This is a genomic window from Sphingomonas sp. DC5200-1 (genome assembly GCF_049897245.1).
GTDB lineage: Bacteria > Pseudomonadota > Alphaproteobacteria > Sphingomonadales > Sphingomonadaceae > Sphingomonas > Sphingomonas aquatilis.
Genome location: NZ_JAFCVW010000003.1, coordinates 50807 through 72924, shown reverse-complemented (window position 1 = coordinate 72924; position 22118 = coordinate 50807). Strand labels below are relative to the sequence as shown.

Below are 22118 nucleotides of genomic sequence, written 5' to 3'. Positions count from 1 at the left end.
ACCACCCGCGCCATCGCGCCTCGACGCCTGCCCGCCATCCCTGCCGCGCCCCTCGCACAGGATGCCCGCATGCCGCACCGCCTCTCCACCCTGTCCGCCAAGATCGCGGCGACCGCCGCCGTGATCTGCCTCGTCGAAGCGCTGGTGCTCGACGCCGCCGCCTTCCTGTGGACCGCCGCGCTCGGCTGGATCGTCGCGTTGATCGCCACGCGGCCCGCCCTTCGCCGCAGCCGCGCCGCGCTGGTCGCACTTGCCGCCGCCACGCTGTTCGTCGCCGCATTGTTCGACGATCCCAGCGAGCTCGCCGTGCTGCTGTTCCTCGTCGCGATCGTGCTCGCCGCATTGTTGCCGCGGCGACGCTTCGACACCGCGATCGCCTGGGGCCTGCGCCTTGCCTGGACCGGGCTGACCGCGCTGCTGCTGCCGATTCGTGACGTCGCCCTCACCGCGCGCGCCCGCACGCGCCGCGCCCGTCCCGGCATCCGCCCCGGCGCCGTTGCCGCCATGCTGGCCTTGCCGATCGCCGGCGGCGCGCTGTTCCTGACGCTGTTCGCCCAGGCCAATCCGCTGATCGAATCCGCCTTCGCCGGCGTGGTCCTGCCCGATATCGGCGTCGTCTTGTTCCGCGGCGTGATCGCGATCGTCGTGCTGCTGCCGGTGTGGACGACGCTGCGCCCCGATCCGCGCGGCACCGGCTGGGACGGGACGCTGCCCACCTTGGCCCTGCCGCAAGTGGGTAGCGCGACGCTGATCCTGTCGCTCGCCACCTTCAACACGATCTTCGCGATCCAGAACGCGCTCGACCTCGCCTTCCTGTGGAGCGGCGCGCCCCTACCCGCCGGCGTGACGATGGCGGACTATGCGCATCGCGGCGCCTATGCGCTGATCGTCACCGCGCTGCTCGCCGGGCTGTTCGTGCTGGTGACGCTCCGCCCGGGCAGCCCCGGTGCGGCGAGCCCTGCGGTACGCCGGCTGGTGACATTGTGGATCCTCCAGAATGTGCTGCTGGTCGCGTCCAGCGCATTGCGCACGCTCGATTATGTCGATGCCTATTCGATGACGGTGCTGCGCCTGTCCGCGCTGATCTGGATGGCGCTGGTCGCGACCGGGCTGATCCTGATCCTGTGGCGGTTGCTCGGCGAGCGATCGGCGACATGGCTGGTCAACGCCAACGCGCTCGCCGCCGCGGTCGTGCTGACCGGCTGCACTCTCGTCGACCTGCGCGCCACCGCCGCCGCCTGGAATGTCGACACCGCGATCCGGCGCCACACGCCGCTCGCCGACCTCGATCTATGCTACCTCGACACGCTCGGCCCGTCCGCGATCCTGCCGCTTGCCCGGCTGGAGCAGGCGACCCACGATCCCGCCGCGCGCGACGCGATCGCCGCGCTCCGCTGGCAGGCGCAGCAGACGCTCATGTGGCAGGACGGCCCCTATGGCTGGTCGTGGCGGGGCGCGCGTCGCCTCGCCCGGGTGCAAGCGATGATGGGCGCCACGCCGCCGCGCCTTCGCCCCGCGCCGAACGGCCGCCGGTGCGGCATCATCGCGCCACCGCCCGAGCCAGCGCCAGCACCCGCCCCATTGACGAAGGCCCCGCAACGATGATCCTGTGCCCGATGCCCCGCACCGTGCTGATCGTCGACGACGATCCCCATATCCGCCAGTTGCTCGCCTTCGCGCTCGACAAGGCCGGCCTGTCGCCGGTCGAGGCGGCGGACGGCGAGGCGGGCCTCGCGATGGCGCAGACGCATAAGCCCGACCTCGTCATCCTCGACATCAACATGCCGCGGATGGACGGGCTCGAGGTCTGCCGCCGGCTTCGAACCGATGGCGACACGCCGATCCTGTTCCTGTCCAGTCGCGACGACGAGATCGACCGCGTGCTCGGCATCGAACTCGGCGCCGACGATTATGTCGTAAAGCCCTTCTCGCCGCGCGAGGTGGTGGCGCGCGTCATGGCGATCCTGCGCCGCACCGCCGCCCGCCCGCCGCAAGTCGAGGAGGGGCGCATGCTCGGCCACGGCCGCCTGACCCTCGACCTCGACGGCTGGTGCGCCGCCTGGGACGGCGCGGAGGTCGCGCTGACCGTCACCGAATTTTCGATCCTGCGCCTGCTCGCCTCGATGCCTGCCAAGGTCTTCAGCCGCGACGCGATCATCGATCGGTTGCACGGCCCCGGCTTTGCGATCACCGACCGCACGATCGACAGCCACATCCGCAACCTGCGCCACAAGTTCGCGACGGCAGGCGCTGCCGATCTGATCGAAACGCGCGCCGGCATCGGTTACCGCCTCGGCCCCTGCACGGGCGCGTGATCACCGCGCTGAAGGACTGGGCGAAGCGCCACTGGCCGCGTCTGCGGCTGCGCACGATCCTGTTCGCGACGTTGTTCGTGGTCGCGGCGCTGCCCGGCTTCGGTGCGGTGTTCCTGCGGGTCTACGAAAACACGCTCGTCCGCCAGACCGAAGCGGAGCTGGTCGCGCAAGGCGCCGCGCTCGCTGCGGCCGCCGCCGCCGACTGGCCGGGCGCGACGCCGGGCACGCCGCTCTATCCGACTCGTATCGTCGTGCCCGGATATGGTGTCGACCTCAGCCTCACCCCGATCCTGCCCGAACGCCCCGCTCCGACGGCCGCGCCCGCGCCCGCCCCGGATGCGGTCGCCGCCGCGCGCACCCTCGCCCCCGTACTGCGCGCGACGCAGATGACGACGCTTGCCTCGATCCTGCTGCTCGACCGCAATGGCCGCCTCGTCAATGGCGGCGGCAGCCTCGCGACCTTGCCCGAAGTCGCCGCCGCGCTGCACGGCCGGCCCGCCACCACGCTCCGCCGCAACGGCGCCTATCGCGCGGTCTATCGCTTCGAATGGCTCAGCCGCGCCGCCGCGATCCGCATCCACCATACCCGCCCGATCGTCGTGAACGGCCGCGTCGTCGGTGTGCTGCTATTGTCGCGAACGGCGCGCGCGCTGTTCCGCGGCCTGTACGAGGATCGCGGCAAGATCGCGATCGGCATCGCTGCGATTCTGGGCCTGCTGATCGTCATCAGCGGCGTCATCTCACGCGGCGTCACCCGCCCGATCGAGCGCCTCGGCCAGGCGACCCGCGCCGTCGCCAGCGGCCGCGGCAGCGTGCCGGAGGTGCCGCCCACCGCCGCGATCGAGATCCAGGGCCTCTACGCCGATTTCGCCGCGATGACCGCCGCGATCGAGCATCGCTCCCGCTACCTGCGCGACTTCGCCTACGCCGTCAGCCACGAATTCAAGACGCCGCTCGCCGGCATCCGCGGCGCGATCGAGCTGCTGCACGACCATCCCGACATGGCCGCGGCCGACCGCACCCGCTTCCTTGCCAATGTCGATGCCGATGCGCAGCGGCTGACGCTGCTGACGACGCGCCTGCTCGACCTCGCCCGCGCCGACATGACCGGGCCGGGCAAGCCCTGTGCCGATCCCACCGGGGTGATCGCCCGCGCGGCGGATGCGGTGCGGGGGGCGAGCTTCGCGGTCGAGGTGGCACCTGGCCCGATCCCGCCGGTCGCGCTGCCCGCCACGACGATCGAAACGGGGCTGGCGACGCTGTTCGACAATGCGCGGCAAGCGGGCGCCCACGCGGTCCGCATCGATGCCTCCATGGGCGCGACGCAGGTCGTCCTCACCATCCGCGACGACGGCCCCGGCATAGCGCCCGCCGACGCCGCGCGCCTGTTCGAACCCTTCTTCACCACCCGCCGCGGACAGGGCGGCACCGGCCTCGGCCTCCCCATCGCAGCCTCGCTGCTGGAGGCAGGCGGCGGCACGATCTTGCTGGTCGAGGCGCACCCCACCACGTTCCGCGTGACGCTACCCCTCCTCTAACCCACGCCGTCACCCCGGCCGAAGAGCCGGGGTCCCGCTTCGTCTTTCAGCGGCGGCAGAAGCGGGACCCCGGATCACGTCCGGGGTGACGAGGGATTACTTCGCCTGCGACTGCTCCACCGGCACCACCGGCAACAGCACCGCGCTCGGTGTCTTGCCACCGCGTTCGATCGTCACCGTCGCCTTCTTGTAGTCCGCCGGCTTGGCGAAGAAGATGTTCGGCACGTAGGTCTGCGGGTTACGGTCGTAGAGCGGGAACAGGCTCGACTGCACCTGCACCATCACGCGATGCCCCGGCTGGAACACGTGGTTCACCGTCGGCAGGCGGAACCGGTAATGCTGCACCTTGCCCGCCGGGATCGCCGAAGGCGTGGCAAAGCTGTCGCGATAGCGCCCGCGGAAGATGTCGAGGCTGATCGGCAGCTCGTATCCGCCCATCTTCGGATCGGTCGCATTCTGCGCGGGCAAGACGTCGATCACCTTCACGACGAAATCGCCGTCCGTCCCCGTCGTCGTCGCATACAGGTCGGCGATCGGCGCGCCTGATACGCGCATCGGTTCGGTCAGCACCGGCGTCATGTAGGTCATCACGTCGGGCCGCCCATCGGCGTGGCGCTGGTCGCTGACCAGCCAGTCGCCCCAGCGCCCGTCGTCGAAATTCACCGGCCGCGGCAGGTGCGGCACCGGCTTGGACGGATCGGAGACATAGCTGTCACCCCCCGCCGCCGCGGTGTCGAAGCCCAGCCCGCCATTCGCCTGCAGGTACATCGGCTTTAGCGGTGACGCGCAGCCGCTGTCGCAGGCGAGCGGCCAGTTCGCGAACCGATCCCAGTGGTTCTCACCGGTGTTGTAGATCGCCGCGGTCGGCAGGTTCGCCGCTGGCCCGTCCTTCAGATACTGGTCGAACAGCGGCAGCACCATCTGCTCGCGGAACTGCGCCGCGGTGTCGCCATCCCACTGGAACGGCCCCAGGCTGCGCCCTTCGCGGTTGATCTGGCTGTGCCGCCACGGCCCCATGACGAGGAAGTTGTTACCGGTCTTCCCCTTGGCCTTCAGCGCTTCCCAGCTGGTGATCGCGCCATACATATCCTCTTGGTCCCACAGGCCCTGTTCCCAGATCGTCGGCACATTGGAGGGGTTGGCGGCGAGCAATTTGTCGAGCGCCTGTCCCTGCCAGAAGGCGTCATAGGCCGGATGGTCCGACATCCGCTTCCAATAGGGCAGCTGGTCGTAGCCCGACTTCTTCGCCCAATCCCCCGCCGAACCGGTCCGGAAATTGTCGTAATCGTCCCAGCCGCCGGTCGGCGGCAGCGGCCCGCCCGACTTGTAGCCAGTCTGCCCGCCGATCCAGGCGATATTGGCGAGACGGAACGCGCCATAATGGAACCAGTCGTCGCCCATCCAGCCGTCGATCATCGGGCTTTCCGGCGCCGCGACCTTCAGCGCGGGATGCGGATGGAGCAGCGCCATGACGACGGTAAAGCCTTCATAGCTCGACCCGATCATCCCGACGCGTCCGTTGGACTGCGGCAGGTTCGCCTTGTTCACCAGCCAATCGATCGTGTCATAGGCGTCGGTGGTGTGATCGACCTTGGTGGGGTTCAGCGGGCCGATCACCGGCCGCGTCACGACATAGTCGCCCTCCGACCCGTATTTGCCGCGGATGTCCTGATAGACGCGGATATAGCCGTTCTTCGAAAAGATCTCGTCGGACAGCGGCAGCGCATTGACCATCGATGGCGAATCGCTGCGGTTGGCACGGCCAGAGGCGTTGTACGGCGTGCGCGTCAGCACGATCGGCGCATTGGTCGCATTCTTCGGGATGACGATGACGGTGTGCAGCTTCACCCCGTCGCGCATCGGGATCATCACGTCGCGCTTGATGTAATCATGGTCCGCGGTCGGCAGCACGAACTTCGCCGGGATATCGCCCCCCGGCGGCGGCAAGTTCGGGTTCGTCTGCGTCTGGGCCTGCACCCCCACCGACAGAAGCGCGATCGAGGACAGCAGCAGAACGGAACGACGCATCGGGGATCTCCGGCAGGGATGTTGCCGCATGCTAGGGCGGGAACGCGGCACGGTACAAGCCGCGCCCCCAAATTCCTCCCCCGCCAGGGGGAGGGGGACCGTTCGGCGCAAGCCGAATGGTGGAGGGGGAGGACGGCGGTGGACGCCTTTACGAGGTACGCTGCTGACCTCCCCCTCCGTCACCGGCTTCGCCGGCGCCACCTCCCCCTGGCGGGGGAGGACTTGGGGAGGACTTGGGGAGGATCACACCGCCCACACCCCCACGTCCGCCTGCTGCCCGATCAGCGCCAGGCCATGCGCGATCGACGTGAGCTCGCCGCCCGTCGCCAGCCTGTCCTCGCCGAACCGCTCGGCGAACAACCGCCGGATGCGCGGCGTCAGCGACGTACCGCCGGTCAGGAACACCCGGTCGATCCCCTCCGCCGCAACGCCCGCCGCCACCAGCGCCTGATCCACCGCCGCATCGATCCGTGCGACGTCGGGCGCGATCCAATCCTCGAAATCCGCGCGCCGCACCTCCGCCGCGATGTTCAGCCCCGCGCCTTCGAAGCGAAACTCCGCCACCTCCGCCGCCGACAGCGCGCGCTTCAGCCGTCCGACCGCGTCGTAGAGGTGGTATCCTTCTTCCTCCTCGATCACCGCGATCATCCGCCCGATCGCCTCCGAATCGGTCGCAGTGCGGCGCAGCTTCTCCAGCTCGGCCAGCGTCTTGCGGTTGCGCATCAGCGCGAGGCGCGACCAGTCCGCAAAGTCGGCGAAATAGCCGCCCGGAATCTCCAGCACCTTGTCGAACGAGCGATAGGTGCCGCCCTTGCCCAGCATCGGCATCACCAGATGTTCGACGATGCGCCGGTCGAAGCGGTCGCCCGCGATGCCGACGCCGGCATGGCCCAGCGGCTCGCACCGCCGCCCCGCGCCCGGCGCGGCGATCCGCACCACCGAAAAGTCGCTGGTGCCGCCGCCGAAGTCGGCAACCAGGATCGTCGCCGGGTCCGCCAGCCGCTCGGCATAGCTGAACGCCGCGCCGATCGGCTCGTAGACGTAATGCACCTCCGCGCCCAATTGCGCGAACACCGCATCGTAGCGCGCCTTCGCCAGCGCCTCGTCCGGCTTGGCGCCCGCGAACGTCACCGGCCGGCCGATGACGACTCGATCGGCGCGTGCCATTGCGCCCTTCGCCCGCGCCGCCATCTTGGCGACGAACAGCTGGCCCAGCTCCTCGAAGCGCATCCGCCGATCGAACACCGGCGCGGTATCGAAGCTCGCATTCGCCGCGACCGATTTGAACGACTGGAGGAAGCGGCTCCCTTGCGGAAAGTCGAGATATTCGCGGATCGCCCACGGCCCCGCCTCCGACAGCACGCCGCCGCGCCCGCGCTCGTCTTCCCAAAAGCACAGTGCCGACCGGAACACCGCGTCGGCGCCGTCGGGCGCGTCAAGCGTCACCAGCTCCGCCTGCCCCCCGCGCGCCACTGCGGCGACGGAATTGGTGGTGCCGAAATCGAGGCCGAGCGTATGTGCAGTCATGCCGCGGGCGCATCGTCCGCGCGGCGGCAGGGGTCAAGCCGTTGCGTCTCGGCTCCAACGACGTCGTCCGCCGATTCAGCCCGCCCGATATGTGGAACCTCGCCACCCCCACTCCGTCATTCCCGCGCAGGCGGGAATCCAGACGCGCAGGTCTTCGATGGAGCCGCACCGTCAGAGGTTCTGGATTCCCGCCTCCGCGGGAATGACGGAGCGATAGGACCCGCACGCGCCCTCGATCATACCCGCCCAAACCCAGCAATCTTTCCTTACACGATTGAACTCGAACCGTTTCGGCCCCGAAGCGTTCGGCGTCGATGCGGGGGATCAGGGGCTTCATCATCACCGGCGGCTGCATCCTGCTGACAGGCTGCAACACGCACCAGTCGACGCTTGCGCCCTTCGGCGCCGACGCCGCCGACATCCGCCACCTGTTCCTGCTGATGCTCGCCGGCGCAGTCGTCATCGCGGTCGCGCTCGCGCTGCTGATGCGCCACGCCGTGCGCGCGCCCGAAGGCGAGCTGGGCCTGCGCGGCGGCATGCGCCTCGTCCTGTGGCTCGGCGGCATCATCCCCACAATTCTGCTGCTCGGCCTGCTCGTCTACTCGCTGCCCTTCATGCGTCCCCGCCCCATCGCGCCCGCCGATCTGCAGGTCGCGGTCGATGGCGAGCAATTCTGGTGGCGCGTCACCTATCGCCCGGCCGGCACCGCCCCGGTCGAAACCGCCAACGAAATCCGCGTCCCCGTCGGTCGCACCGTCGCCTTCCGCCTGACCGCGGCGGACGTCGTCCACAGCTTCTGGATCCCCGGCCTCGCCGGCAAGATGGACATGATCCCCGGCCGCACCAACACATTGGTCGTGCGCGCCGACAAGGCGGGGCGCTACCGCGGCCAGTGCGCGGAGTTCTGTGGCCTCAGCCACGCGCTGATGGCGCTCGATGTCATCGCAATGGAGCCTGCGGCGTTCGACGCCTGGCTCGCCGACCAACGCCGCCCGGCCACGTCCCAAAGCGACGGCGCCCGCCTGTTTGCGCAGAACGGCTGCAACGCCTGCCACACCGTCCGCGGCGCCGGCCCCGCAGGCCGCATCGGGCCGGACCTCACCCATTTCGGCAGCCGCCCGACGCTCGCCGCGGGTATCCTGCCGATGACGACCGCCAACGTCGCCGCCTTCATCCGCCATCCGGAAAAGACCAAGCCCGGCGTCGGCATGCCGGCCTTCCCGCAACTCACCCCAGCCGAGGCCACCGCCATCGCCCGCTATCTCGAGGGCCTGAAATGAGCCTCCACGCGCAAGACGACCCGCAGCTCCGCGCCGCACAGGAAGAGCGCCTGCGCGCGGTGTGGAAGGCCCCCACGGGGTGGTTCTTCCGCTGGACCGACGTCAACAACAACCGCATCGGCGTGTGGTACACGCTGACCGCCTTCGGGTTCATGCTGTTCGCCGGGGTGCTCGCGCTCATCATGCGCACGCAATTGGCGGTGCCCGACAACGACCTCGTCTCGGCGAACACCTTCAACCAGCTGTTCACGCTGCACGGCTCGATGATGATGTTCCTGTTCGCCGTCCCGATGTTCGAGGCGGTGTCGATCATCCTGCTGCCGCAGCTGCTCGGCGCGCGCGACCTGCCGTTCCCGCGGCTGTCCGCCTTCGGATACTGGAGTTTCCTGCTCGGCGGCGTCTTCGTCGGCGGCTCGATCTTCTTCAACGCCGCGCCCGATGGCGGCTGGTTCATGTATCCGCCGCTGACCACCCGCACCGACCTGTCGGGGCTGGGCGCGGACATCTGGATGCTGGGCCTCAGCTTCATCGAAGTGTCGTCGGTCGCCGCCGCGGTAGAGCTGATCGTCGGCGTACTCAAATGCCGCCCGCCCGGCATGCGCCTCAACCTGATGCCGCTCTACGCCTGGTACATCCTGGTCGTGGCGGTGATGATCCTGTTCGCCTTCCCGCCGCTGATCGCGGGCGACCTGTTGTTCGAGATGGAGCGCCTGCTCGGCTGGCCATTCTTCGACGCGGCAAAGGGCGGCGATCCGTTGCTCTGGCAGCACCTGTTCTGGATCTTCGGCCACCCCGAAGTCTACATCGTCTTCCTGCCCAGCATCGCCCTCTTCGCGATGCTGATCCCCACCTTCGCGCAGCGCCACCTGCTCGGCTATCCGTGGATCGTGCTCGCGGCAGTCGGCACCGCCTTCCTGTCGTTCGGCCTGTGGGTCCACCACATGTTCGCGACCGGCCTGCCCAAGATCAGCCTCGCCTTCTTCTCCGCCGCGTCCGAAGCCGTCGCGATCCCCACCGGCGTGCAGATCTTCGCGTTCATCGCAACCTTGTGGGCGGGCAAGGTCAAATGGTCGACGCCTTTGCTCTACGCCAGCGGTTCGCTCGCGATCTTCGTCATCGGCGGCCTCACCGGCGTGATGGTCGCGATCGCACCGTTCGATTGGCAGGCGCACGACACCTATTTCATCGTCGCGCACCTCCATTACGTGCTGATCGGCGGGACGTTGCTGCCGCTGTTCGGGGGCCTCTATTATTACTGGCCGCTCATCACCGGCAAGAAACTCAGCGACCGGTTGGGCCGCATCGCCTTCTGGATCATGTTCGTCGGCGTGAACCTGACCTTCTTCCCGATGCACCTGTCGGGCCTGGAAGGCATGCCGCGCCGCGTCTTCACCTACCCCGCCGACCTCAATATCGGCTGGCTCAACCTCGCCTCGACCGCAGGCTCGTACCTATTCGCGACCGGCGTGCTGGTGCTGGTGCTCGACCTCGCGCTGTCGCCCACCCGCAAGAAGGCGCCGCGCAACCCGTGGAATGCCGGCACGCTCGAATGGCTGGCGCACCCCGACGACGAGGATTGGGGCATCCGTTCGGTGCCGCTGATCGAGAGCCGCTACCCGATTTGGGACCAGAAGGATTTCGTGCAGAAGGTCGACGAAGGCCGCTTCTTCCTGCCCGACGCCGAGGAAGGCCGGCGCGAGACGATCATCACCTCCGTGCTCGATGCCAAGCCCATCTCGGTCATCCGCCTCGGCACGCCCAGCGTAAAGCCGATGATCACCGCCGTCGCGCTGGGCGCGGTGTTCATCCTCACCACCTACCACCTCTACCTGGCGGCAGCGGCCAGCGGCGTCGTCACGCTCGCTTGCGTGCTCTGGTGGCTGTGGGACACCGCCGAAATCCCCGAAAAGCCCGAAAAGCCGATCGGCCACGGCATGACGATGCCGCTCTACATATCCGGCCCCGCCGCGCCCGGCTGGTGGGCGATGTTCATCACGATGATGGCCGACGCCACCGCCTTTTCGGGCCTCGTCTTCGGCTATTATTTCTACTGGACGATCCACCCCGATTTCGGCGCGGGCTTCGCCGGGCCGGGCGCCGGTGGGCCGCTGTTGGCGCTGGGCCTGAGCCTCGCCAGCTGGGTCGCGACCGTCGCCGCCCGTGAGCTCAACCACCGCGGCGCCGTGACGCTTGCCCGCGTGGCGCTCGTCGCGGGCGCCGCCGCCGCGCTCGCCAGCATCGTCGCGGCGCTGGGATCGCTCGACGGCCTCGATCCCAAAGCGAACGTCTATCCCGCGATCGTCTGGGTGTTGGTCATCTGGACCGCCGTCCACGCCGGCGTGGGCATCGTCATGCAGCTCTACACGCTCGCGCGCAGCCTTGCCGGCCGTATGACCCCCAAGCATGACGCCGACCTGCGCAACATCACCGTCTACCAGCATTTCTTCGCGCTCACCGCGCTCGTCACCTATCTGACGGTCGGCCTGTTCCCGGAGGCAGGACTGTGAAGCGCCTCCTCACCCGCGCGCGCAGCCTGCGCGTCACGCTGTGGACGTTGATCGTCCCCCCGACCACCTGGGCGGTCCACTTCCTCTTCTCCTACCTCTGGGCCGCCGTCTCCTGCGCAAAGCTCGGGCAATGGGCGCGCTTCCCTACGGCCTTCGCGATTGGCACGGTGGCGGCGCTCATGGTCATCGTCGCGTCAGGCCTGATCGCTTGGCAGCAATCGCGCACGCCCGGCGACCCGCCGCCGCACAATGAAGGCACCGACATCGACCGCCTGCGCTTCCTCGCGTACGCGACGATGCTGCTTGCGGGATTGAGCTTCGTCGCGGTCATCTTCACCGCCGCCCCCGTCATCGTGCTGAGCGATTGCCGATGAGCCGCCTGCCCCTGTTCGCAGGCCTTGCCCTCGTTCCGGTCGGCTGGGCGCTCAGCCCGTTCGGCATGACCGGGCATATGGCGGCGCACATGATCGCCGTTGCCATCGCCGCGCCGCTGATCGCGCTGGGAGTACAGGGCAGCCGCTACGACCCCGCCCATCTGCTCCCCCGCCTCGCCACCCCGCTCGCCGCCGCACTCGTCGAGGCGGTGGTTGTATGGGGCTGGCATGTCCCCGCGCTGCGCCGCCTCATCGCGCACGCGCCAGTGTGGCTCGCGGTCGAACAAGCGATGTTCCTCGCCGCCGGCCTGCTGCTCTGGTCCGCCGTCCTCGCCCCCCGCCACCGCGCGGCCGGCGTCGCGGCGTTGCTCGTCACCTCGATGCACATGACGTTGCTCGGCGCGCTGATCGGCCTCGCGCCGCGACCGCTCTACATGCACCATGGCGCGGACGCGCTCGCCGACCAGCAACTCGCCGGCGTCGTCATGCTGCTCGTCGGCGGCATCGCCTATCTGATCGGCGGGCTGGCGATGCTCGGCCGCCTGCTCCAGCCGCGCGAGGGAGCGCCCGCATGACGATCCGCATCACCTGGCTGCGCGCCATCCTTGCCGCGATCCTGCTCGGCGCTGCCGGCATGCTGTTCGCCTGGTCGGGCGTTATGAACCTCGCCGCCTCGTCGGGCCATTGGAAGATCACCGACTGGTTCCTCCACTGGGCGATGCGCAGCTCGGTGCGCACCCATGCCGCCTTCACGTCGCCCGACGACCCGGCCGACGCGCGCAGCCTCGTCAGCGCGGCGGGCCATTTCGCCAATTCCTGCGCGGTCTGCCATGGCGCCCCCGGCGTGAAGCCCTCGCCCGTCATGCAGGCCGCCACCCCGCCCGCGCCGGACCTCGCGATCAACGCGAAGGAATGGACCGACAAACAGCTGTTCTGGATCCTCCAGCACGGCGTCAAATACACCGGCATGCCGGCCTGGGCGGTGCAGGACCGCCCCGACGAAGTGCGCCGCATGGTCGCCTTCGTCCGCCGCCTGCCCGGCATGACGCCCGCGCAATATCAGGCGCTAGTCGGCGAAGCGGACCCCCTCGCGCCGCTCTCGCAATGCGCCGGCTGCCATGGCAGCGACGGACGCGGTCGTAATGCGCCCGACATGCCGATCCTCGGCGGCCAGTCGCAGGCGGCGTTGCTCGCCGCGCTGCAAGGCTATGCCAACGGCACCCGCTCCAGCGCGGTGATGCAGCAGGTCGCGATGCGCATGACGCCCGAACAGATGCGCGCCGCCGCCCGCGCCTATGCCGCCATGCCCGGCCTCGGCGCCGCGCCTGCGGGCGATGCCGCCGCCGCGCACATCGTCGAACAGGGCCTGCCCGCGAAGCAACTGCCCGCCTGTGCCAGCTGCCACGCCACCGGCAAACCCTATCCCGTCCTCGCCGGCCAGCGCGCCAGCTACCTCGCCCAGCGCCTGCGCCACTGGCGCGGCGACGAGACCGTGGTCGACGCGCGCAAGAGCCACGCGACCATGCCCGTCATCGCCCGCCGCATTCCCGAAGAGATGATCGACCCGCTCGCCCGCTATCTGGCCGGCCGGTGATCGCTGCCGGCATTCCACGCGCTTCGCGTCTTGCAGCGACCGACCACCACTCCCCTTCGTCACCCCGGACTTGATCCGGGGTCCCGCTCTCCACCGCCGCCGCAGAAGAAGAAGCGGGATCCCGGCTCAAGGCAGGGATGACGGAAGAAGGCGCGCGCCCTTACCGCGCCCGGCCAACCTCGTCGCCCAGCTTGATCTCGAACAGCGTCGGCCAATATTTCCCCGTCACGAACAAGCGGTCGTGCGCCGCATCGTACGCGATGCCGTTCGCCACCGCGTCGGGATCGGGATTGTTGATCTCCGCGATCAGCGGCCTGAGGTCGATCAGCGCCTCCACCTTGCCGCTCGCCGGATCGATGCGCGCGATCAAGCCGCTCATCCACACATTGGCCAGGATCTTGCCGCCGACATATTCCAGCTCGTTCAGATTCTTCAGCGGTCGCCCGTTCAGCGTCACCGCGATCCGCCCGCGCTCGGCGAAACGCACCGGGTCCATCCGCCGCAGCACCGGCGTGCCGTCGGACAGCAGGATCGACGTCGCATCGCTGGTCATGCCCCAGCCCTCGCCCGCGTAGCGGAACGGCTTGCCCGTCTGCGTCAGCGCCGGCAGCGCCCAGCGGAATCCGATCCCCGTCTTCCACGTCACGCTGGCCAGGTTCTTCTGCCAGCAGGCGATTCCTTCACCGAACAGGTCGGGCGACAGCCGCGCGCGCGCCACCACCCTGCCGTCGTCCAGCGTCACCCGCCGGATATCCGACGCGCCTTCCTTGCCCGTGCTTTCGTACAGCGCGCCGCCGCAGAACAGCAGCCCCTCGGTAAATGCCCCCGAATCATGCGGGAAGCGCGCCACCACATCGGCGGCATAGACCGGCACGCCCGATTCGGCGTCGGTCACCGCAGCCGTGGGCACCGCCTGCCCCGCCGGAGGTGCGGCAGGCGTGCGCGGCGCGCTGGTGCGGGTAGCCTGCGGAGCTGTCGCTGCCTGGCGCGACACGGCCGCCCCCGCCGCGCCCAGAACCGCCACCGCCGCGGCGATCGCCGCCAGAGAAGATCGTGCCATCATCGGCACATGCCGTCGCACGCCCGCCCGAAAAACGCAAAAGGCGGGCGGTGCTCGTCGCTACGCTCCGGCAAGCACCGCGCCGCCTACCACATGCAGCCCGTCGCTCATGAAAGAAGAAGCACTGGCATGGATTTGCTTTGCCCGGGGCGACCCTTCCGATGTGATGAACCCGGCTCGAACGACATTGCCAACAGACCGGCAGTCCTCCCCCGCCAGGGCGCATCGGGATGAACGGCCCCCGGCCGTTCATCCCGATGCGGTGGCGCCGCCAAAGGCGATGACGGAGGGGGAGGACAGGAGCGTTCGGATAACATAGCGCTACCCCACTCCCCCTCCGTCATGCCTGCGGCATGCGAACGTCCTCGCGAGGGGATGATCAAGCCAATGGGCCGAATGCAATCAGCCGTGGGTCCTGCTCGTGACGGCGGTCGCGCCGAACACCAGATCGGCCGCCACACTGCCCACGCTCCGCCCCCGAAACGCAAAAAGCCCGGCACCTGCGGATCGCAGGGCCGGGCCTTTCACATTAGCGAATCGGGACGATTACGAAGCCGGCGACAGGTTCACCGCGGCATACTTGCCACGACGGTCGACCTCGAGTTCGAACTGCAGCTTGTCGCCTTCGTTCAGCGTGCCCATGCCGGCGCGCTCGACGGCCGAGATGTGGACGAACGCGTCGGGCTGGCCGTCGTCGCGCTGAATGAAGCCGAAGCCCTTCATCGCGTTGAAGAACTTGACCGTGCCGGTCGCCTTCTCACCGGTCAGCTGGCGCTGCGGGCCACCGGCGCCGCCGGCGCGAGGACCGCGATCGCCGAAGCCGCCTTCACGCGGCTCGCGGGGCGCGCGCTCGGTCACCGCCATCGGCTCGCCGTCGATCTTCAGCTCGGTCGCCGAGATGCGACCGCCACGGTCGACCAGCGTGAAGCCGAGCGGCTGGCCTTCGGCAAGCGCGCTGAGGCCCGCCTGCTCGACCGCCGAGATGTGGACGAACACGTCTTCGCCGCCGTCATCACGGACGACGAAGCCGAAGCCCTTCTGCGCGTTGAAGAACTTGACCACGCCGGTGCCTTCGCCGACGACCTGCGGGGGCATGCCGCGGCCACCGCCGCTGAAGCCGCCACCACCGCCGCCGCCGCGGAAACCACCGCCGCCGCCGCCGAAGCCGCCACGGTCGCCGCCGCCGAAGCCGCCGCCACCGAAGCCACCACCGCCGAAGCCGCCACGATCACCGCCGCCAAAGCCGCCGCCACCGAAGCCGCCGCCGCCGTAGCTGCTGCCGCCACCGAAATCGTCGCCGCCGAAACCGTCGCGCTTGTCGCGACCACGTCCGCCACGATTGCCGCGGCCACCTTTGTCGTAACTCATAACCCTATTCGTCTTCCCGGTTCGCCCGCATCCAATCCGTCGAAGAACCCGTGCGCCGGACGACGAACGCGAGCCTCCGGGCGCCAAACCTATTGCGCCTTGGGACCTGCCATAGCGCACATTACAAGTCCCCGCGAACAAATTCGTCGTATCTTGGGTGCAAGTCGTGCCGATACTTGCCCATTGTGGCCGCCACAGCACGTTTATCGCTGCGGTGCGCGTGTATCGCGATGTTTCGGTGACACAATGTTAATCGTTGAGCCGCGCCGCGGAGCCGCGTAGGGCTGCGCCATGACCGTTCACTTCCACGAGGAAGACCTCCCCGCCGACGTCTTCGCTCCCGGCGCATCGATCGCCGTCGACACCGAAACCATGGGCCTCATCACGCCCCGCGATCGCCTGTGCGTCGTGCAGCTGTCCGATGGCGGCCCCGACGAACATCTCGTGCGCTTCGGCCCCGGCAGTGATTATGCCGCGCCGAACCTGAAGGCGGTGCTCGCCGATCCCGCTCGCCTGAAGCTCTATCACTTCGGCCGCTTCGATATCGCCGCGGTCCAGCATTATCTCGGCGTGGTCGCCGCGCCCGCATACGACACCAAGATCGCCTCGCGCCTGGTCCGCACCTACACCGATCGCCATGGCCTGAAGGAACTGGTCCGCGAACTGCTGGGGCAGGAACTCAGCAAGCAGCAGCAATCGTCCGACTGGGGATCGCCCGAGCTCAGCGACGCGCAAAAGGATTATGCGGCCAGCGACGTCCGCTTCCTCCACCGCCTGAAGACCGAGCTGGACCGCCGCCTGATCCGCGAAGGCCGCATGGAGCTGGCGCAGCAGTGTTTCGACTTCCTGCCGACTCGCGCCGCGCTCGATCTCGCCGGCTGGCCCGAAATCGACATCTTCGCGCATGCCTGAGTCGATGGTGGCGACCGGCGACGGCTTCGCGCGCGTGCGGACGGCACGCCAGCGCTGGGCCGCGCCCGGCAGCCGCCACGACCGGCTGATCACCCTGCTCAACAGCGGGCTGCCGATCGCGATCGGCGTCCTCGCCGCCTTCCTCGTCATGGCGCCGCTTACCGCCAGCAACGAAGTCTCCTTCGTGCTCGACAAGAACAAGGTCGAAGTCGCCAAGGAACGCATGAAGCTGCAGGCCGCGACCTATCGCGGGCAGGACGACAAGGGGCAGGCGTTCACGCTCAACGCCGGCTCGGCGGTGCAGCAGAGCAGCAGCGTCCCGATCGTCGAGATCAACCGCATGGCCGCCGATCTGCAATTGCAGGACGGCCCGGCAACGCTGCGCGCCGATCAGGGGCGCTACGACCTCAAGACCGAACAGATGAAGGTCGACGGCCCGATCGCGGTACGCGGCCCCAACAACTATCGCCTCGATACCAGCGACGCGACGATCGATCTGAAATCCAAGACGATGCAGAGCGACGGCAAGGTCACCGGAACCGTCACGCAGGGGAATTTCAGCGCCGATCGCCTGAACGCGAACCTCGACGATCGCACCGTGCGGCTCACCGGCAATGCCCGCTTGCGGATCGTGCCGGGAAGGACGAAATAGCCGCCCATGCGCGCGCTCCCCTTCCTCATCCCTGCCGTCCTCGCTGTGGCCGCCCCTCTGGCCGCGCAGACCGCGCACAATTCGAACGCGCCGATCGATTTCGGCGCGGACACGATCGAATTGCAGGACAAGGCGAATCGCGCGGTCCTGTCGGGCAACGTCAATGTCCGCCAGGCGGAAATGACGCTTACCGCGGCGCGCATGACAGTCTTCTACACGGGCCAGGTGATCGGCGGGAACCCGCAGGTGTCGCGTCTCGACGCAAGTGGCGGCGTCACGGTCAAGCGGCCTGACCAGACCGCCAAGGCGCAATATGCCATCTACGATCTCAACCGCCGCGTCATCACGATGCTCGGCGCGGTCACGCTGACGCAGGGCGGCAACACCGTCAACGGCGGCCGCCTGACGATCAACCTCGACACCGGCCGCGCGGTGATCGATGGCTCCTCGGTCCGCGGCTCCGCCGGCGCGCCGGGCGCGACGACCAGCGCCGCCCCCAACGGCCGCGTGACGGGCACCTTCTCGGTCCCGAAGCGCAACTGACCTTCCAAAACTCCTCCCCCGCCAGGGGGAGGGGGACCATTCGGCGCCAGCCGAATGGTGGAGGGGGAGGTAAGCGGCCCCCTTCATACCGAGGCACACCGCTTACCTCCCCCTCCGTCACCGCCTTCGGCGGCGCCACCTCCCCCTGGCGGGGGAGGAATGAACCACCCCCGCCCCCACCCATCGCAAGGGGGCTTCCCTCCGCGCGCTCCCCGCGCCATGACGTGCCCCGCATGCACGAAGCTTGCCAACGCGCAACGCTCTACTAACCCTTTGATGCGAGGCATCAGCCGATGGACGCCGTGACCGACCTTCAGACCGCCGAAGCGATCCACGAAGCGCCCGCCAACCGCGGCCTGCAGGCGATCTCGATCGCCAAGTCCTACGACAAGCGCGTCGTCCTCACCGACGTCTCCGTCTCGGTCGACCGCGGCGAGGTGGTCGGCCTGCTCGGCCCCAATGGCGCGGGCAAGACGACCTGTTTCTATTCGGTGATGGGGCTGGTGAAGCCCGATTCGGGCCGCATCATGCTCGATGGCGAGGACATCACCCGCCTGCCGATGTACCGCCGCGCGATCCTGGGCCTCGGCTATCTGCCGCAGGAAACCAGCATCTTCCGCGGCCTGTCGATCGAAAAGAACATCGGCGCGGTCCTCGAACTTTCCGAACCCGACAAGTCCAAGCGCCCCGCCAAGCTCGACAAACTGCTCGACGAATTCGGCCTCACCCGCCTGCGCACCAGTCCCGCCATGGCGCTGTCGGGCGGCGAGCGCCGCCGCGCCGAAATCGCCCGCGCGCTCGCCGCCGATCCGTCGATCATGCTGCTCGACGAACCCTTCGCCGGCATCGACCCCATCTCGATCGCCGACATCCGCGATCTGGTGAAGGACCTGAAGCGCCGCGACATCGGCGTGCTCATCACCGACCACAACGTCCGAGAAACGCTCGACATCGTCGACCGCGCCTACATCATCTACGACGGCCGCGTGCTGTTCGCCGGCAGCCCGGAAGAACTGGTCGCCGACGCCAACGTCCGCCGCCTGTACCTCGGCGAGGGCTTCTCGCTGTAGGGATATGGAGACGGCCTCCCCATCAGTCCTCCCCCGCCAGGGGGAGGTGGCAGCCGTCAGGCTGACGGAGGGGGAGGACCCGAAACGGCTGCGGCCTATCCTCCCCCGCCGTCGCGCTGCGCGCGCCACCTCCCCCTGGCGGGGGAGGAATAGGGGCGTGTCATGAGCCTCGCCCCGCGCCTCGACATCCGCCAGACGCAATCGCTGGTGATGACGCCGCAGCTGCAGCAGGCGATCAAGCTGCTCGCGCTGTCCAACCTCGAGATCGAAGGCTTCATCGCCGAAGAGATCGAGAAGAACCCGCTGCTCGAAGCCGCGCAGACCGAAGAGGTCGTCCGCCCCGAACGCATCGAGCGGGACGAGCCCGCCGGCGCCGACGACCTCGTCACCGGTGCCGCCAAGGCCGATCCGCTCGACGTCGACTATGCCACCGAAAGCCACCAGCAGGACAGCGTCGCCGACGGCGGCGGCGGCTTCGACGGTGCATTGGGCCTCAACGGCGGATCGGGCGGCGGTGGCATCGGTGGCGAAGACGGCATCGATTTCGATTCGTTTGCAGAGGGCGACAAGAGCCTTGCCGACCACCTACTCGCCCAGGCCGGTGCGGTCATCGACGGCCCCGACTGGTTCATCGCTCAGCATCTGATCGATCAGATCGACGAGGCGGGCTACCTCACCGTACCCTTGCTCGACATCGCCAATCGCCTCGGCACTGCGCTCGCCCGCGTCGAACATGTCCTCGCGCAGATCCAGACGCTCGATCCCACCGGCGTCGGCGCGCGCGACCTCGCCGAGTGCATCGCGCTCCAGGCGAAGGAGGCGGACCGCTACGACCCCTGCATGGCGCGGCTGATCGACAATCTCGATCTGCTCGCGCGCGGCGAGCTCGCCCGCCTCAAGCGCATGTGCGGCGTCGACGACGAGGACATGGCGGACATGATCCGCGAGCTGCGCAGCTACGATCCCAAGCCCGGCTGCCGCTACGGCGGCGAACCCGCGCCCGCCGTCACCCCCGACCTGTTCGTGATGAAGACCAAGGCGGGCTGGGGCATCGAACTCAACGCCGCGACGCTGCCGCGCGTCCTCGTCAACCGCCGCTATTATCACGAACTCAGCCACGGCCCGCAGGACAAGAGTTCCAAGGCCTGGCTGTCCGACGCGCTCGCCTCCGCCAACTGGCTCATCAAGGCGCTGGACCAGCGCCAGCGCACGATCATCAAGGTCGCGACCGAGATCGTGAAGCAACAGGAGGCGTTCTTCCTGCAAGGCGTCGCGCACCTCAAACCGATGACGCTCGCCAAGGTCGCCGAGGCGATCGAGATGCACGAATCGACCGTCAGCCGCGTGACGAGCAACAAATACTTAAGCTGCGCGCGCGGCGTCTTCGAACTCAAATACTTCTTCACCAGCGCGATCCAGGCCGCCGACGGCGGTGACGCGGTGTCGGCCGAAGCGGTGAAGAGCGCAATCCGCGCACTCATCGCCGGCGAGGGCGCCAAGATCCTGTCCGACGACACACTGGTCGAGCTGCTCCAGGCCAAAGGCTTCGACATCGCCCGCCGCACCGTCGCCAAATACCGCGAAGCGATGGGCATCGGCAGCTCGGTACAACGCCGCCGCGCGCGGGCGTTGGGGGGTTAACCCCACCTAGCCTTCCTCGACTGCGGAAGAAGCGGGACCCCGGCTCAAGGCCCGGGGTGACGTTTGGGGGGAGAAGCCGGGGACAAATCGCGAGCGAGCCTCCCAGCCGGCAAACCAACTAAGCCCCCCTTCGTCACCCCGGGCTCGACCCGGGGTCCCGCTTCTTCCCTTCTTCAGTCGAACACACGCCCCATAAAACCATCCGATCTTGACTCATCACTGGCCCGTTCGCACCATCCCCGCATGGCACACGACCGCGGCGGCTGGGTCTACATCATGAGCGACCGCTACCGCGGCACGATGTACGTCGGCGTCACCGCGCATCTCGCCGCCCGCATCCACCAGCATCGCACCGGCGACGGATCGGACTTCTGCCGCCGCTACGGATTGCACCGCCTCGTCTGGGCCGAACGCAGCGACGCGATCGCCGACTGCATCGCCCACGAAAAGCGCCTCAAACGCTGGCACCGCGACTGGAAGATCGCCCTGATCGAACGGGGCAACCCCAACTGGCGCGACCTCTCCGACCAGTTCGCCTGATCCACCCGCCCCCGTCACGCAACCGGCGCCACCCCTCTTCCGTCACCCCGGCCGTGAGCCGGGGTCCCGCTTCTTACGTCGTCGCCAAGAGAGAAGCGGGATGCCGGATCAAGTCCGGCATGACGGGGTAGGCAATTGCGCCGCCGGCAGGCCCTCTTCCGGTCTGGATCGACGGCCCTATTCCGGGAACCGATACCGCATCGCCACATCGCAGCGGGCATAGCGGCCACCATAATCGCGCATGATTTCGGCATCATGCACGAAGCCGACCTTCTCATACAAATGTATCGCCGGCGCACAGCGCGCGTTGGTCAGCAGGTACAGCGTTTCCGCGCCCAACTCGGCCCCACGCGCGATCATCGCGCGTAACAGGAACTCGCCCGCCTTGCGTCCGCGCGCTTCAGGCAGGACGCCCATCTTGGTCAATTCGAAGCGGCGCTCCCCGGTCTTCTGCAACGCACACGCCCCCACGACACCCAGCCCCTCCGCGGCGACGAAGCGGATATCGCCACCTGGCGCGATGATGCGCGCCCGCGGCTGTTCCAGCACCTCGCGATCGGTCGGTTCGAGCGTGAACATCGTCTCGATCCACTGTGCGTTGATGTCGTGGAACGCCGGGGCGAGGTCGTCGGAAAACGGCAGCACCGTCAGCATCGGCGCGCGTCGGTCGAGCGATGCGTCATCGAGTCCCCGCTCCAGCCTCGCCAGCAGGGCGAGCAACGGCCGTGCGCCATCGCCGCACACCTCCGCCACCGCTGCCTCGACGCGCGGCCAGACGGTCGCCGCCGACTGCGCCAGCACGGCCTGTGCCTGCTCGGTGAGCGCGACCGTCTTGTGGCGTTGATCGCGATGGACCTTCGTCGTTGCGACTAAACCCAGCTCAGCAAGTCGCGCGACGCTGCGGGTCACCGCCGGCTGGCTGAGGCCCAGCGACTGGGCCATCGCACCGATGGTCATCGGCCCTTCGCGGTCCAGCGTCGCGAGCAGCGGATAATGGCTGGGCTGGAGCGGCAACCCGGCTTGTTCGATCACGCGGGCGACGTCCGCCTGCATCCGTTCGCCCAATCGCCGCATGCGGCTGCCTAGGAACAGCAGCCCGCGTTCGCTGATGACGTCACCAGACATTCTCCGCCTCCCCAATCTATATGCACAGTTATATTACCATGCAT

Annotated in this window: 19 protein-coding genes; 14 read left to right on the top strand and 5 right to left on the bottom strand. The window is 68.5% G+C overall.

The features are described from left to right. Positions 1 to 69: 69 nt before the first annotated feature. From ACP7A3_RS06530 to ACP7A3_RS06520, 3 genes are read left to right on the top strand one after another with little or no spacing between them, the layout of a single operon-like run. Positions 70 to 1605 carry a DUF4153 domain-containing protein gene (locus tag ACP7A3_RS06530; protein ID WP_426256496.1) on the top strand — a complete coding sequence of 512 codons (1536 nt, stop codon included), beginning with the start codon at positions 70 to 72 and terminating at the stop codon, positions 1603 to 1605. Further along, the gene (locus ACP7A3_RS06525; protein ID WP_426256495.1) at positions 1602 to 2315 is read left to right on the top strand and encodes a response regulator transcription factor; all 714 of its coding nucleotides are present in this window, start codon (positions 1602 to 1604) and stop codon (positions 2313 to 2315) included. The genes ACP7A3_RS06530 and ACP7A3_RS06525 overlap by 4 nt, the downstream gene beginning before the upstream one ends. Then, positions 2312 to 3853, top strand: a complete 1542-nt coding sequence (locus tag ACP7A3_RS06520) for a sensor histidine kinase (protein WP_426256494.1) — start codon at positions 2312 to 2314, stop codon at positions 3851 to 3853. The genes ACP7A3_RS06525 and ACP7A3_RS06520 overlap by 4 nt, the downstream gene beginning before the upstream one ends. A gap of 96 nt (positions 3854 to 3949) precedes the next feature. Here the strand turns inward: ACP7A3_RS06520 and ACP7A3_RS06515 are convergent, their stop codons facing one another. Then, a complete protein-coding gene (locus ACP7A3_RS06515) occupies positions 3950 to 5881 on the bottom strand; it encodes a CocE/NonD family hydrolase (protein WP_426256493.1) in 1932 nt (643 codons plus the stop codon). 243 nt (positions 5882 to 6124) lie between these two features. Next, positions 6125 to 7408, bottom strand: a complete 1284-nt coding sequence (locus ACP7A3_RS06510) for an Hsp70 family protein (protein ID WP_426256492.1) — start codon at positions 7406 to 7408, stop codon at positions 6125 to 6127. A 314-nt stretch (positions 7409 to 7722) separates the two neighbouring features. Between ACP7A3_RS06510 and coxB the strand changes: the two genes are divergently transcribed. Genes coxB through ACP7A3_RS06485 form a run of 5 tightly spaced genes read left to right on the top strand, consistent with a single transcriptional unit; the run spans position 7723 to position 13163 of the window. Continuing rightward, complete coding sequence (gene coxB, locus ACP7A3_RS06505; RefSeq protein ID WP_426256491.1) at positions 7723 to 8688, top strand: cytochrome c oxidase subunit II; 966 nt, start codon at positions 7723 to 7725, stop codon at positions 8686 to 8688. Beyond that, positions 8685 to 11195 carry a cytochrome c oxidase subunit I gene (ctaD, locus tag ACP7A3_RS06500; RefSeq protein ID WP_426256490.1) on the top strand — a complete coding sequence of 837 codons (2511 nt, stop codon included), beginning with the start codon at positions 8685 to 8687 and terminating at the stop codon, positions 11193 to 11195. The genes coxB and ctaD overlap by 4 nt, the downstream gene beginning before the upstream one ends. Further along, positions 11192 to 11569, top strand: coding sequence for a hypothetical protein (locus ACP7A3_RS06495; RefSeq protein ID WP_426256489.1), 378 nt, complete (start codon positions 11192 to 11194; stop codon positions 11567 to 11569). Before ctaD ends, ACP7A3_RS06495 begins: the two co-directional genes overlap by 4 nt. Next, complete coding sequence (locus ACP7A3_RS06490) at positions 11566 to 12144, top strand: cytochrome c oxidase assembly protein (RefSeq protein ID WP_426256488.1); 579 nt, start codon at positions 11566 to 11568, stop codon at positions 12142 to 12144. The genes ACP7A3_RS06495 and ACP7A3_RS06490 overlap by 4 nt, the downstream gene beginning before the upstream one ends. Then, the gene (locus ACP7A3_RS06485; RefSeq protein ID WP_426256487.1) at positions 12141 to 13163 is read left to right on the top strand and encodes a c-type cytochrome; all 1023 of its coding nucleotides are present in this window, start codon (positions 12141 to 12143) and stop codon (positions 13161 to 13163) included. Before ACP7A3_RS06490 ends, ACP7A3_RS06485 begins: the two co-directional genes overlap by 4 nt. Before the next feature lie 160 nt (positions 13164 to 13323). Here ACP7A3_RS06485 and ACP7A3_RS06480 read toward each other — a convergent pair whose 3' ends face one another. Together ACP7A3_RS06480 and ACP7A3_RS06475 are read right to left on the bottom strand one after the other, a co-directional pair. After that, a complete protein-coding gene (locus ACP7A3_RS06480) occupies positions 13324 to 14226 on the bottom strand; it encodes a glutaminyl-peptide cyclotransferase (RefSeq protein WP_426256486.1) in 903 nt (300 codons plus the stop codon). Between the two features lie 543 nt (positions 14227 to 14769). Beyond that, positions 14770 to 15591 carry a cold-shock protein gene (locus tag ACP7A3_RS06475; protein ID WP_024310419.1) on the bottom strand — a complete coding sequence of 274 codons (822 nt, stop codon included), beginning with the start codon at positions 15589 to 15591 and terminating at the stop codon, positions 14770 to 14772. A gap of 291 nt (positions 15592 to 15882) precedes the next feature. Here ACP7A3_RS06475 and ACP7A3_RS06470 point away from each other — a divergent pair, with 291 nt between their 5' ends. The 6 genes from ACP7A3_RS06470 to ACP7A3_RS06445 all read left to right on the top strand — a co-directional run bounded on the left by ACP7A3_RS06470 (position 15883) and on the right by ACP7A3_RS06445 (position 20949). Continuing rightward, positions 15883 to 16503: a ribonuclease D gene (locus tag ACP7A3_RS06470; RefSeq protein ID WP_426256485.1), complete on the top strand. Its 621-nt coding sequence runs from the start codon at positions 15883 to 15885 to the stop codon at positions 16501 to 16503. Next, positions 16496 to 17155, top strand: a complete 660-nt coding sequence (lptC, locus tag ACP7A3_RS06465; protein ID WP_426256484.1) for an LPS export ABC transporter periplasmic protein LptC — start codon at positions 16496 to 16498, stop codon at positions 17153 to 17155. Before ACP7A3_RS06470 ends, lptC begins: the two co-directional genes overlap by 8 nt. Before the next feature lie 6 nt (positions 17156 to 17161). Continuing rightward, complete coding sequence (locus ACP7A3_RS06460; RefSeq protein ID WP_017977296.1) at positions 17162 to 17698, top strand: LptA/OstA family protein; 537 nt, start codon at positions 17162 to 17164, stop codon at positions 17696 to 17698. A 293-nt stretch (positions 17699 to 17991) separates the two neighbouring features. Then, positions 17992 to 18768, top strand: a complete 777-nt coding sequence (lptB, locus tag ACP7A3_RS06455) for an LPS export ABC transporter ATP-binding protein (RefSeq protein ID WP_043061280.1) — start codon at positions 17992 to 17994, stop codon at positions 18766 to 18768. Positions 18769 to 18930: 162 nt separating this feature from the next. Beyond that, a complete protein-coding gene (gene rpoN / locus ACP7A3_RS06450; protein ID WP_426256483.1) occupies positions 18931 to 20409 on the top strand; it encodes an RNA polymerase factor sigma-54 in 1479 nt (492 codons plus the stop codon). A 243-nt stretch (positions 20410 to 20652) separates the two neighbouring features. Further along, the gene (locus ACP7A3_RS06445; protein WP_426256482.1) at positions 20653 to 20949 is read left to right on the top strand and encodes a GIY-YIG nuclease family protein; all 297 of its coding nucleotides are present in this window, start codon (positions 20653 to 20655) and stop codon (positions 20947 to 20949) included. A gap of 177 nt (positions 20950 to 21126) precedes the next feature. On the opposite strand, the gene ACP7A3_RS06440 is transcribed toward ACP7A3_RS06445, so the two are convergent. After that, positions 21127 to 22074, bottom strand: a complete 948-nt coding sequence (locus ACP7A3_RS06440; protein ID WP_426256481.1) for a bifunctional helix-turn-helix transcriptional regulator/GNAT family N-acetyltransferase — start codon at positions 22072 to 22074, stop codon at positions 21127 to 21129. Between the last annotated feature and the right edge of the window lie 44 nt (positions 22075 to 22118).